This window comes from Pelagibacterium nitratireducens, from assembly GCF_037044555.1.
Classification (GTDB): domain Bacteria; phylum Pseudomonadota; class Alphaproteobacteria; order Rhizobiales; family Devosiaceae; genus Pelagibacterium; species Pelagibacterium nitratireducens.
In genome coordinates, this window is record NZ_CP146275.1 from 3294448 (window position 1) to 3307036 (window position 12589).

At 60.5% G+C, this 12589-nt stretch carries 14 protein-coding genes; 7 read left to right on the forward strand and 7 right to left on the reverse strand.

Features of this window, described 5'->3' with window-relative positions:
• The first annotated feature begins 1 nt into the window (after position 1).
• The 3 genes from rnpA (at position 2) to yihA (ending at position 2937) form a co-directional block, all read left to right on the forward strand.
• Positions 2-376 carry a ribonuclease P protein component gene (rnpA, locus tag V6617_RS16155; protein WP_338607947.1) on the forward strand — a complete coding sequence of 125 codons (375 nt, stop codon included), beginning with the start codon at positions 2-4 and terminating at the stop codon, positions 374-376.
• Positions 373-2199, forward strand: coding sequence for a membrane protein insertase YidC (gene yidC / locus V6617_RS16160; protein WP_338607948.1), 1827 nt, complete (start codon positions 373-375; stop codon positions 2197-2199). Before rnpA ends, yidC begins: the two co-directional genes overlap by 4 nt.
• A gap of 117 nt (positions 2200-2316) precedes the next feature.
• On the forward strand, positions 2317-2937 hold the full coding sequence (gene yihA, locus V6617_RS16165) for a ribosome biogenesis GTP-binding protein YihA/YsxC (RefSeq protein WP_338610747.1): 621 nt from the start codon (positions 2317-2319) through the stop codon (positions 2935-2937).
• 122 nt (positions 2938-3059) lie between these two features.
• Here yihA and V6617_RS16170 read toward each other — a convergent pair whose 3' ends face one another.
• The 5 genes from V6617_RS16170 to V6617_RS16190 form a co-directional block, all read right to left on the reverse strand.
• Positions 3060-3764 (reverse strand): glutamine amidotransferase-related protein, encoded by a 705-nt coding sequence (locus tag V6617_RS16170; RefSeq protein WP_338607949.1) that lies wholly within the window; start codon positions 3762-3764, stop codon positions 3060-3062.
• Between the two features lie 38 nt (positions 3765-3802).
• A complete protein-coding gene (gene msrB / locus V6617_RS16175) occupies positions 3803-4285 on the reverse strand; it encodes a peptide-methionine (R)-S-oxide reductase MsrB (RefSeq protein ID WP_338607950.1) in 483 nt (160 codons plus the stop codon).
• A gap of 172 nt (positions 4286-4457) precedes the next feature.
• A complete protein-coding gene (locus V6617_RS16180; RefSeq protein ID WP_338607951.1) occupies positions 4458-5015 on the reverse strand; it encodes a fasciclin domain-containing protein in 558 nt (185 codons plus the stop codon).
• 111 nt (positions 5016-5126) lie between these two features.
• Positions 5127-5843 carry an anti-sigma factor gene (locus V6617_RS16185; RefSeq protein ID WP_338607952.1) on the reverse strand — a complete coding sequence of 239 codons (717 nt, stop codon included), beginning with the start codon at positions 5841-5843 and terminating at the stop codon, positions 5127-5129.
• Positions 5844-5854: 11 nt separating this feature from the next.
• Complete coding sequence (locus V6617_RS16190; protein WP_338607953.1) at positions 5855-6397, reverse strand: sigma-70 family RNA polymerase sigma factor; 543 nt, start codon at positions 6395-6397, stop codon at positions 5855-5857.
• A 147-nt stretch (positions 6398-6544) separates the two neighbouring features.
• On the opposite strand from V6617_RS16190, the gene argB reads away from it, so the two are divergent.
• The 3 genes from argB to V6617_RS16205 all read left to right on the forward strand — a co-directional run bounded on the left by argB (position 6545) and on the right by V6617_RS16205 (position 9584).
• On the forward strand, positions 6545-7435 hold the full coding sequence (gene argB / locus V6617_RS16195; RefSeq protein WP_338607954.1) for an acetylglutamate kinase: 891 nt from the start codon (positions 6545-6547) through the stop codon (positions 7433-7435).
• Between the two features lie 65 nt (positions 7436-7500).
• Entirely contained in the window at positions 7501-8217 is a 717-nt protein-coding gene (locus tag V6617_RS16200; RefSeq protein ID WP_338607955.1) for a pyrimidine 5'-nucleotidase, read from the forward strand.
• A 140-nt stretch (positions 8218-8357) separates the two neighbouring features.
• The gene (locus tag V6617_RS16205; RefSeq protein ID WP_338607956.1) at positions 8358-9584 is read left to right on the forward strand and encodes a hypothetical protein; all 1227 of its coding nucleotides are present in this window, start codon (positions 8358-8360) and stop codon (positions 9582-9584) included.
• Between the two features lie 129 nt (positions 9585-9713).
• Here V6617_RS16205 and V6617_RS16210 read toward each other — a convergent pair whose 3' ends face one another.
• Both V6617_RS16210 and V6617_RS16215 read right to left on the reverse strand, forming a co-directional pair.
• A complete protein-coding gene (locus V6617_RS16210) occupies positions 9714-10520 on the reverse strand; it encodes an LOG family protein (RefSeq protein WP_338610748.1) in 807 nt (268 codons plus the stop codon).
• Between the two features lie 663 nt (positions 10521-11183).
• The gene (locus tag V6617_RS16215; RefSeq protein WP_338607957.1) at positions 11184-11618 is read right to left on the reverse strand and encodes a DUF2267 domain-containing protein; all 435 of its coding nucleotides are present in this window, start codon (positions 11616-11618) and stop codon (positions 11184-11186) included.
• A 125-nt stretch (positions 11619-11743) separates the two neighbouring features.
• Between V6617_RS16215 and dapD the strand changes: the two genes are divergently transcribed.
• Positions 11744-12589, forward strand: coding sequence for a 2,3,4,5-tetrahydropyridine-2,6-dicarboxylate N-succinyltransferase (gene dapD / locus V6617_RS16220; protein ID WP_338607958.1), 846 nt, complete (start codon positions 11744-11746; stop codon positions 12587-12589).

Consider the following 12589-nt stretch of genomic DNA (forward strand, 5'->3'; position numbering starts at 1 on the left):
TATGCCGGATAGCCCGGCATTGCCGTTACGACGCCTGAAAAAACGGGCGCAATTTCTTAAAGCCGCGCGGGGCAGTAAAATTGCCAGGCGCGGCTTTGTGTTGCAGGCCGTCCCCGTTGCCGATCCTGTTCCCGGTGTGGGATATACCGTGACCAAGAAGACCGGCAACTCGCCCGAACGCAGCCGCATCAAGCGCAGGCTGCGTGAGGCGGTGAGAGCCTGTTCGGACCGGCTGGTCGCCGGCCATGACTATGTGTTGATCGGGCGGCGCGAGAGCCTGTCCGAACCGTTCGACAATTTGACGCGCGAACTTGGCAAGGCCATCGCGCGCTTGCACAGACCGGCCCAAGCGCCAAGCGGACATCCAAAGCCATGAACGAAAACAATCGCAACATGATCCTGGCCGTCGTCCTGAGCATGCTCGTGCTCTTTGGGTGGCAGTTCTTTATCGCCGGCCCCCAGCTCGATCAGGCCCAGCGCCAGGCCGAGCTTTCGACCCAGCAGGACCAGGCTTTGGACAGCGCCGATCTGGCAGCGCCCAGCGCTGATGGTGTTGCCGGTGCGACGCCGTCTTCGGACACCGACACCCAGGTCTTTGCGAGCCGCGACGATGCTCTGGCCGCCACCCAGCGCGTCGCCATCGAAACCGGGTCGCTTTCCGGTTCGATCAATCTGACCGGCGCGCGCATCGATGATCTTCACCTGGTGCGCTACAATGAAACCCCCGATCCCGACAGCCCGACCATCACGCTGCTCTCGCCTGTCGGTTCGGACGTCCCCTATTATCTCGAGCAGGGCTGGGTCGCCGCGCAGGGAAGCGATGTGACGCTGCCCACGGCGCAGACCGAATGGAGTGTTGAGAGCGGGGACACGCTGACCGCCGCAACACCGGTGACGCTGGCCTGGGACAATGGCGAGGGGTTGATTTTCCGCCGCACCGTCAGTGTCGATGACAATTACATGTTCACCATCGACCAGAGCGTTGAAAATTCCGGCGCCGGCGATGTGACCCTTTTCCCCTATTCGCGCATTGCGCGGCTCTATACACCCCAGACCCAGAATTTCTTCATTCTTCATGAAGGCGCCATCGGGATTTTGGGCGACAGCAACCTCGTCGAAAAATCCTATGGCAATCTGCGCGACGAAGACAACGCCACGATGGGCTCGACCGGCGGCTGGCTGGGTTTCACCGACAAATACTGGGCAACCGCGATCATTCCACCGCAGGACGAGGCGATCAACGCCCGGTTCTTTTACGGCACCGGCACGCCGAGCGGAAATGACTACCGCGCCAATTATGTGGCCCAGGACGGCGTCGTCGTGCCCGCCGGTGGCAGCGCCTCCCATGAGAGCCTGGCCTTTGCCGGCGCCAAGGTGGAGTCGATCATCGATTCCTACGAACGGGCCTATTCGATCGACCGGTTCGAGCTGATGATCGACTGGGGCTGGTTCCATTTCATCACCAAGCCGATGTTCTACCTCATCCGGCTGCTCTATGAATTTCTGGGCAATTTCGGCCTCGCCATTCTGGCGGTGACCGTCATCGTCAAGGCGATCTTCTTCCCGCTGGCCAACAAGAGCTATGCCTCGATGGCCAACATGCGGCGCGTGCAGCCCAAGATGAAGGAAATCCAGGAAAAGCATAAGGACGATCGCGCTGCCCAGCAGCAGGCGATGATGGAGCTCTACAAGACCGAAAAGATCAATCCCATCTCAGGGTGCTGGCCGGTCCTGATCCAGATTCCGGTGTTCTTTTCGCTCTACAAGGTTCTGTTCGTCACCATCGAAATGCGCCATGCGCCGTTCTTTGGCTGGATTCAGGATCTGGCGGCGCCCGATCCCACCCATATCTTCAACCTGTTTGGCCTGCTGCCTTACGATCCCAGCGCCGTGCCGGTCATCGGCTCGTTCCTGGCCATCGGCATCTGGCCGGTCATCATGGGCATCACCATGTGGGTGCAGATGCGGCTGAACCCGCCGCCGGCCGATCCCACACAGGCGATGATCTTTAACTGGATGCCGGTGATCTTCACGTTCATGCTGGCGACCTTCCCGGCCGGCCTCGTGATCTACTGGGCGTGGAACAACTTCCTCTCGGTGGTCCAGCAATGGTTCATCATGCGGCGCCATGGGGTCACCGTGGACCTGCTCGGCAACATCAAGAGTTCGTTCAAGCGCAAGCCCAAGGCTGCCGAATAGACTTCATTTTGATCGCGCTTCCGAAGCGGAAAAGTGCTACCCACTTTTCCCTGAAGCGCTCTTGGTAAGGGCCGGGCGACCGGCCCTTCTCTTTTGGACACGCGAGAAATGACTGACCTGCCCGAAACCGTCCGCCTGCTGTTTGCGCGCCCCTGGATTTTCCTCAAGGGCTGCGTCCGCGTGTCCGATCTTCCCGCAGATGACATCGTCGAGATCGCCTTTGCCGGGCGCTCGAACGTCGGCAAATCCTCCCTGATCAACGCCCTTGTCGGCCAGTCCGCCCTGGCAAGGACATCCAACACCCCCGGCCGGACCCAGGAGCTCAACCTGTTTGCGCCCGAGGCCGGCGGCATCCGGCTCGTCGACATGCCCGGCTATGGCTTTGCCAAGGCTCCCAAGCCGGCGGTCGAAAAATGGAACAAGCTGATCCATCAGTTCCTGCGCGGACGCCCCAATCTGCGCCGCGTCTACGTGCTGGTCGATGCCCGCCACGGACCCAAGCCAAACGATGCAACGGTCATGAACGAGCTCGACAAGGCCGCCGTTTCCTATCAGGTGGTGCTCACCAAGGCCGACAAGCTAAGTGAAAAGGACCTTGGTGGCGTCCTCGAGGCGACAGCCAGGTTCATCGTCAAACGTCCCGCCGCGCATCCGGAAATCATTCTCACATCGAGCGAGAAGGGCCTGGGCATCGACACGCTGCGCCAGGAAGTGGCGCGGCTGCGTGAGGGCCTTTAGAGCCTTTCAGGATTTGATTGACTCAAATCCTTGGCTCCAAACCCTTGTTTTGTCTCGTGTCCGAACCGCAAAAGCGTTTCCATCCCCGATCGCGTCGAGGACATGGTTTTGCTGGACACGCTCTAGCAGGCAAGGAACCGGCTGATGGCGTGCGAGAGGATTGCGCTGTCCGAGCGGGTCTTCATTGAGTCATGAGCCGCCTCGATAACGTCTTCTGACACCTTGCCGCGCCGCAGGTCGATGAGCGCTTTCGAATAGTCGTCCTCGAATTCGGGGTGCGGCTGGAAACTCAGAATATTGCCTCCCGCATAGGACAGCCCGGCATTGGGGGCGAATGCGCTGCGCAGGATTACCTTTGCCATCGGCGGCGGCGTGATGACCTGATCCTGATGCGAGCAGGCAATGGCCAATTTATCGACTCCCGGCACGAAATGGGGATGATCGGGCAAAACGTCGTAGACGTGCCGCCCCAGCCCCCAGCCTTTTTCCGACTTGCGCACATCGCCGCCCAATGCGTCGGCAATGATCTGGTGGCCAAAGCAGATGCCCACCATCTTCGTCCCGCGCTCGTGGGCGCGGCGGATGAAATTGCGCAGCGGGTCCATCCAGGGGAGCGGGTCGTACACTCCGGCCGGCGAGCCGGTGATCAGAACGGCGTCCAGCCCTTCGGGATCGGGCAGCGGCGCGCCTTCGAGCACGGGCACGAAGTCGGGCGCAATCCCGGCACCGTGACGGGCCAGCATCGTGGCAAACATTTCAGGATAGGGGCGGAACCGGCCGCGCAATGGCTCTGGCACGAGGCCGGTTTCGATGATGGCAAGATTCATGGGGAGGGACCGTGGACGAACGATCCCGCATTCAGATCCTAGGCCGCAACGAACGTCAAGGCGACACCATTGATGCAGTGGCGCTTGCCGGTCGGCTCGGGCCCGTCATCGAAAATATGGCCCTGGTGGCCACCGCAGTTCGAGCAATGGCACTCGGTGCGCGTCATCATGAATGATGTATCGACTGACGTTCCGATAGCGCCCGGGAGGGCTTCCCAGAAGCTGGGCCAGCCGGTGCGGCTGTCATATTTGGCTTCCGAGGAATAGAGCGCCTGCCCGCATCCGGCGCAATTGTAGATGCCCGGCTCGTAGAGCTTGTCGAGTTCGGATGTGAAGGCGCGCTCGGTGCCGTGCTCGCGCAGGACATAATATTCCATCTCGTCGAGCCGCTCGCGCCATTCGGCGTCGGTGAGGGTAAAGGGAAACTCTCCCTCGGCGCCCTTGGCGGTCAAGGCAAGCCCGAATGCGGCGGCGCCGGTGGCGAGAGTTCCGGCAAGCAGGAAATTGCGACGGTCGATCATGGTCATTCTCCTTGCGTCGTTTATCCCAGTAAATTGCCTCGCGATCCAGTCAAACCCGCGTGTAGCGGGAGCGGGCATGGTTGCGCCCGGCCGACGGAGGGCGGGCCGGGCGCAGTTTGCGGCTCAGAGTAGGATTGGGGGCGAACGCTGAGCCGCGGTGCCTGTTTAGAGGTTACATGGCCGGCGTGAACACGGCGTCGGTCACATGGATCACGCCGTTGGACTGCATCACATCGGCGATGGTGACGGTCGCGGCAGTGCCGTTTTCGTCAGTGATCGTGACGGTGTCGCCGTCATAGGTGGCTTCGAGCATGCAGCCGCCAAGGGTTTCGATTGTGTGGCTGCCGCCATCGGCATCGATCATGCCCACGAGATCGGCGGCGGTCGCCTCAACGCCAACCACATGACAGGTCAGGACCTGCTGCAGCATTTCGACGTTTTCAGGCATCAAGAGCGTGTCGACGGTGCCTTCGGGAAGGGCAGCGAACGCTTCATTGGTCGGCGCGAACACTGTAAAGGGGCCGTCGCCCTGCAGCGTTTCGACAAGGCCGGCAGCTTCCACGGCGGCGACAAGGGTCGTGTGGTCAGCCGAGTTGACTGCATTTTCAACGATGTTCATGTCCGGCGACATCGGCGCGCCACCAACCATGGGGTTGTCCTGGGCGAGCGCAGCGCCGGTCAGCGCAGAGGTGGCCAGAAGGGCTGAGAGAGCAATTGCACGGGTCTGCATGGTGTTCGTCTCCTAAAAGATCATCTGTTGTGACCTCCCCTTTTTGGGGAAGTTCGCGATCAGTTACGGAGCATGAGACCAACAAGTTTCAGACGGGTCGAAAAAATTTCCTCAGATGGCGGCGATCGGTCCGGCCGCGACAATCGGGCCCTGAGGATCGCCGGTCGGCGAGCCGCCTTCCACTTCCCGCGTGACGGCCAGCGTTATGCCCTGGGCCAGTTGGCCGCGCAGCGTTTCATCGACCGCAATGGTCTGTGCCTCGGCCACATCGATCACGCCCATCGAGATCGGCGCATTGTCGCCCTCGATGAACCAGAGTTCATAATCATTGCCCGCACCGGCCGGCGAACCGGCGCCGCTCACCCGCAGCGCACCGGACGCGGAATCATAGCGCGCAATAAAGCTCACATCGCTGTCGACGGTCTGCATCGCCGCCACCAGCTGGGCGGTATCGAGCGGCGTTTCGACTGTCGGTTGGAGCAGGTTGAGACCGACGGAAAGCACCGCCACAGCGGCCGCGGCCCCGGCCAGCGACCTCCAGACCAGGAGCGAATTGTACCAGGGCGTTTTGGCACCCGCATCGGCGAACAGCCTCTGCTCGATCCGGCCCAGAAGGGTGTCGGGCGGCGAGGTGGGCACATAATCGTCATTGAAAGCGGAAAAGCGATCCTCCCAGAATCGCGCTTCGGCCGCGAGATCGGGGCGCGTTTGGATGGCGCGCGCCATTGCGGCGCGGCTTTGCGCGCTTGTCAGCCCGAGCACATATTCAGCAACCGCCACGCGGCGCTCTTCGTCCCGGTTCAGATCGTTGTCGTCAAAATCGCTCATCGTTTTGTCTATTATGCTCCAAGACAGTCGCGCAAGGCCAGGAGCGACCGGCGCAGCCAGGTGCGTACCGTGTTAAGGGGCACACCCAGCCGGTCGGCCAGTTCATTATAGCTTTCGCCTTCGACGTAGGCCCTGCGCACCGCTTCGGCGCGTTCGGGTTTTAATTGCCCCATGCACTCGTCAATCCGGTTGCCGTCGTCGGTGTTGATCGCCGACTGTTCCGGGCTCATCCCGGAATCTTCGAGATCGAACGCTTCATCGATGTCTGTATGACCCGGCCGCCGCGCGCGCAGCCTGTCGATGGCGTTGTTGCGCGCGATGGTAATCAGCCACGTCATGGGGCTTGCGGCATCGGGGCGATAACCCTCGGCACGCTGCCAGACCTTGATGAAAACGTCCTGCAAGGCGTCCTCGGCTTCGCTCCTGTTGGAGAGTATACGCAGGCTCACGCCAAAAAGTTTCGCGCTCGTGCGTGCATAGAGAGCGCGAAAGGCATTGCGATCACGCAACGCAATGCGGGCCAGCAGGTCTGCAATTTCAGCGGTATCGGCCATAGGCGCCCTCCCTATCGCATAACAATTGCATTTTTGCTTACGAGTTCCATCAGTAATTGGATCACGAGCGCGTCAGCGAGGACTATTCACAGGACGCGCGTTCGGGTTAGAGAGGTTTTCAAGACCGAAAAGGAGTTGTCCTGCCCCATGGCCGACGGACTTGAAAACGCCTACGACGCCGAAGTGCTGTCCAAGGCCCTGCCCTTCATGCAGCGCTACGAGAACAAGACGGTTGTCATCAAATATGGCGGCCATGCCATGGGCGATCCCGAACTGGGCAAGGCGTTTGCGCGCGACGTGGCGCTGCTCAAGCAGTCGGGGGTCAACCCGATCGTGGTTCACGGCGGCGGTCCGCAGATCGGCGAGATGCTCAAAAAGCTCGGCATCGAATCAAAATTCGAGGGCGGTTTGCGGGTGACCGACAAACGCACCGTCGAAATCGTGGAAATGGTTCTGGCCGGCTCGATCAACAAAGAGATCGTGGCGATGATCAATGCCGAGGGCGAATGGGCGATCGGGCTGTGCGGCAAGGACGGCAACATGGTGTTTGCCGAAAAGGCCCACAAGAAATATGTGGACCCGACCTCCAATATCGAGCGCGTCCTCGACCTCGGTTTCGTGGGCGAACCCGTCGAGATCGACCGCACGCTGCTCGACCTTCTGGCCCGCTCGGAAATGATCCCGGTCATCGCGCCCGTGGCTCCCGGCCGGGATGGCAACACCTACAACATCAACGCAGATACCTTCGCCGGCGCCATCGCGGGGGCGGTATTTGCCAAGCGGCTGCTGTTTTTGACCGACGTTCCGGGGGTGCTCGACAAGGATGGCGAATTGATCCCCGAACTTTCGGTGCGCGAGGCTCAGCAGTTGATCGCCGACGGCACGATCTCGGGGGGCATGATCCCCAAGGTCGAAACCTGCATCGAGGCGCTCGATCGGGGCGTTGAAGGCGTGGTGATCGTCAACGGCAAGACGGCCCATTCGGTGCTGCTCGAGTTGTTCACCGAACACGGCGCGGGAACACTCATGGTGCGATAGATGAGATCGATCACACCTTCGTTTTCGGTCATTTCCCATTCATCGATTTTGGGCATAATGGGGTCATGAACCAGATGACCCCGCCTGCCCTCACAACGCCCCTCGAAGTCGATCACATTACCGATTGGGTGTTCGACCTCGACAACACGCTTTATCCGCGTGAATGCAATCTGTTCGCCCAGATCGATACGGCCATCACTCAATATGTGATGAAAGTCGCCCAGCTCGATTTCGAAGCGGCGCGTGATCTCCAGAAAGCCTATTACCGCGATCACGGCACGACGCTCAACGGGTTGATGAAATCCCATGCCGTCGATCCCGAGGACTATCTGGAAATGGTTCACGCCATCGACTATTCGCCTGTCGCGGCGCATCCCGAACTGGTCGAAGCCATCGCGGCGCTTCCGGGCCGCAAGTTCATCTTTACCAATGCGAGCGCCGGTCACGCCGAAGCCGTACTGGCGCGCCTTGGAGCGGCAAGCCTGTTCGAGGGCATTTTCGACATCAAGGCGGCCAAATACCGGCCCAAACCCCTCGAAATTGCCTATACCGACTTCCTTGCCGCGCATGGGATCGGGGCCAGGCAGGCCATAATGTTTGACGATCTGGAAAAGAACCTGCGTGTGCCCCATGCAATCGGCATGTCCACGGTTCAGGTCGTGGCCGGTTCAGGGTTCGAGCATGACCAATGCGATCCCTGGGAACTGGGCCGCGGCGAAGACATGGAACACGTCCACCACGTCACCGACGACATCGTGGCATTTCTCGCGCGCTGCCGCTGACGCTTTTTCGCCCGATTGGCGTGATCGAAAAGTCATCTCAAAGCGTTAGCGTCTATGTCTGGCCGTAAGCGGCCGCAATGGTGTAAGTTCGCAGCTTTGCAGTAAAATGGCACAACAAGCGCCGAAAAACGGGGACCGTCATGAAAAGAATTACTCGCCTTTCGCTTATCGCCACGATCGCATTGGCCGGAACCAGCCAGGCCGCCCTGGCGCTCGAGGCCACCGATTTCGCGGATCGGCTCGTTGAAACCAGCAAGCTGATGGGTGTTGCCTTCACCTATGGATCGGCCAGTGCCGAGGGCGACACGGTGACGATTTCCGATTTCACCATCTCCATTGCGGGTGAAGACGATGTCGAGGTGCCCGGTGATGTGGTGTTTACCGGCGTTGTTGAAACGGCAGAAGGTGGGTTCACCGCTGAACGCGCCACCATCGAGGACGTCGACTATACCGACGAAGACGAGGGCATCACGCTCAACTTCGTCGATATCGCGGCCGAGGGCATCGCATTGCCCGCAGAGGTCAGCGTCGACACAATGCTCGAAACCGGGTTCAACCTCTATGATCGCATATCGGCAGGTCCGCTGACGGTTTCAGATGCCGAAGGCAACGAGCTGTTTGCCATCGCGTTGATGGAAGTCACCATTGACGAGGCTGCTGCCGACGGCGGAGTCACCTCGGGCTTTCAGGTCACCGGCATCAGCGCCGATCTGAGCGCGATCGAGGAGCCTGAAGCCCAGGAGGCTTTTGCGACTCTCGGCCTTGAACAGTTCAACGCCTCTATGTCGGGTGAGGGAACGTGGTGGCCCGAGACCGGGGAAGGCACTGTCAGCGACGTCTCGTTTGTGGTCGATGACCTCGGTTCGATCTCCATGGACTTCGCTGTCGAAGGCTACACCGAAGCGCTCTACTCCGAGCTCATGAAGCTCAATCTCAAGATGGCGGAAATGGCCGAAGCCGATATCGAGATGGACGACGAGCAGATGCTGGCCATGTCCGAGGCGATGATGGAGCCATTGGCCAACGTCAAGCTGGTCAGCGGCGCGTTGCGCTATGACGACAATTCGCTGTTCATGAAGGTACTCGATCTGGTCGGCGCCGAGCAGGGCGTCGATGGCGAAACCTTCAAGGCCGGTTTGCAGTTCATGGTGCCCATGGCCCTGGCCGAAGTCGAGAACGAAGCCTTCAAGACAATGGTGACCAGCGCCGTCAACACGTTCATTGCCGACCCGCAGAACTTCACGATCTCGGTCGAGCCTGAAGAGCCCATCGCCTTTTCCGAGTTCGAAGGCATGGAAGCCGAAGTGGAGGCCGATCCCTTCGTCCTGGTCGACCTTCTGAACGTGCAGATCACTGCCAACCAGTAAGCGATCCTGTTGATGTCTTGGGGCCCGCCGGATACCGGCGGGCCCCTTTTTAGTGTTCTCACGCTTGCGGCGGACAACATATGCGTTGCGCACTCCGGATCATGTCGGGGGGATGCTTGCCCTTCCGGTTCAGGCCGGGTGCTCGATCCTGGGCAGATTGTAGGTCTTGCGCACGATCTCCCAGGCCTCATCGGCCGTATCGACGAAACTGAACAGTTTGAAGTCGTCGGGCGAGATTGTCCCCTCCTCGGCCAGCGCCTCGAGGTTGAGAACCCGGCCCCAGAATTTCTTGCCGAACAGCAGCAGGGGAATGCGGTCCATTCGTCCTGTCTGGATCAGGGTCAGGGCTTCGAAAAATTCGTCCATCGTGCCGAAGCCGCCGGGGAAAATGGCAACCACCTTGGCGCGCATCAAAAAGTGAATCTTGCGCGTCGCAAAATAATGGAAATTAAAGGAAAACTGCGGCGTCACATAGACATTGGGGGCCTGCTCGTGGGGCAAGACGATGTTATAGCCGATCGAGGGCGCTCCCACATCTGCCGCTCCGCGATTGCCCGCTTCCATCACCCCAGGCCCACCCCCGGTCGCCACCACATATTCGCTGAATTCGTTGGCTTTCGAGGTCAGCGATGCCAGTTGGGCAAAGCGCCGTGCCTCATCGTAATAGACCGAATTGGCCTCGAGATTTTTCCTCGCCTCGTCGGTCTTTGCCGCCCAGGCCGGCTTGCCCGGCTCGGGGATGCGCGCGCCGCCAAACAGCACCACAGTCGAATTGACATTGGCCTCGCGCAGCCGGGATTCGACCTTGAGATATTCGAGCTGAAAGCGGACCCCACGCAATTCCTCGCTGGTGAGAAACTCCTCATCGGCGAAAGCCAGCCTGTACGCTGCCGATTGTGTCTGCGGCGTTTGCGGCGAATGGCGTACGGCCTCCATATCCTCCTTGGACGAACGCAGCGAGGAATGGCGTTTGCGGCCCATGATCAGGCTCCTTTTTGGTCTTCTAGAGCCGTTCAGGATCTGATTGACTCAAATCCTTGGCTCTAAGCCTTTGTGTTGTCGCGTGTCCGAACCACAAAACCGTTTCCATCCCCGATCGCGCCGAGGATATGCTTTTGCTGGACACGCTCTAGTTCCGGTTACTATGTCAGGGCCGTGTTAAGGATGGGTGGCTGTTTTTCCAAGCCCCTGACGCAGATGTGCGCGATCGCCCCCTCTCGATAATATTTATCCCCGCTTCTTCCACCTCCCCCATACTGCCCTCACGAGCCCGCGCACATGGACGCAAGCGCAACGAACGTTTGGGCGGGATCGGTTCGGGTTCCATGCGGGTCGCCGCAGGGAAGGTCCAAAGCGGACGGATGGCCGGACGAGGAGTGGTATCCACGTCGTACCGGGGAAACCCGGAGGGGCACCGCGGAAGGCACCAGCGATGGTGCCCTCCCGACAAACCCCAGCCCGAGACGCCGCCATAAGCCAAAAACCCCGGATGCGTGGGGCGATGATCGCTTCATATATACAAATTTCAGTGCGGAGCGTTCATCGCCCCATGCCGTCTAACCCATAACAATCCGGGGCTCTTGGTCGCCGGACGCCTGCCTATGTCCGGAGCGTCGGTGTTGGATCCCAGAAGTCCCGCGCTTGGTGCGGCAGGCGTGCCAGAGCTGCATCGAATGCGCCCTCCTCGACGTGCCGGCGCACGGCCCAGGCCACATCAGCCACAACGGTATCGGGCGAAAAATTGTGGTGCTGGCGCAGCGATTTTGCCTCGCGGGTCCATTCCGCCCGGCTACCCCAGGGTTGTGGCGGGGTCACCACCCAATCCTGGACGAAAATCGCCCGCAGCACCGCCGGCAGGGTATTTGCAAAGTCCAGCGCCTGCTGGGTGTCGAGCCGGGCACGGAAAGCTCGAAACACGCCGTCGGTCGCAGTATAGGCGACGTTGCGCGAGGGCGTATCGAGGCGATCGCGTGCATCGAGCAGGTAGGCCTCGAAATCGTCGGTGGCGTGCTGATAGATCATTGGCCGGGTCACAAATTTCTCCCTTCGCCTTGGCCGCTTCCCGAGCCGAATATGGGTTTCCCCTCCCATGCGCTTCGGTTAAGGTCCGCGCCGAATTCTTCCTTCCTTGTTTAAAGACTAAAAGGCCCGCAATCCCCATGTCCATGAGTGAGCTTGCCGCAACCATCGATGCCGCATTCGAAGCCCGCGAAACCGTCAATTACCAGACGACCGGTGAGGTGCGCGATGCAGTCAACGAGGCGCTCGCACTGCTCGATTCGGGACAGGCGCGCGTGGCGGAAAAAAGTACTGACGGGGAATGGGTGGTCAATCAGTGGCTCAAAAAGGCCGTGCTGCTCTCTTTCCGCCTCAACGACATGGAAGCCATTCCCGGCGGGCCGGGTGGCGCGCAGTGGTGGGACAAGGTGCCATCCAAATTTTCCGGCTGGAGCGAGACCCAGTTCCGTGCCGCCGGGTTCCGCGCCGTGCCCGGCGCCATCGTTCGGCACTCGGCCTTCATCGGCAAGAACGCCATCCTCATGCCGTCCTTCGTCAATCTGGGCGCCTATGTCGATGAGAGCGTCATGGTCGATACCTGGGTAACCGTCGGCTCGTGCGCCCAGATCGGCAAGAACGTGCACCTGTCCGGTGGCGTTGGCATCGGGGGCGTGCTCGAGCCCTTGCAGGCCGGCCCGGTCATTATCGAGGACCATTGCTTTATCGGCGCCCGCTCCGAAATCGTCGAGGGCGTCTTGGTTGGCGAAGGCTCGGTCATTTCCATGGGCGTTTTCATCGGCCAGTCGACCAAGATCGTCGACCGCACGACCGGCGAAATCTTCTACGGCAAGGTGCCGCCCTATTCGGTCGTCGTATCGGGCTCACTCCCCGGCAAGCCGCTCCCCAATGGCGAGCCTGGACCGCATCTTTATTGCGCGGTGATCGTCAAGCGCGTCGATGAAAAGACCCGCTCGAAAACATCGATCAACGACCTGCTGCGCGATTAG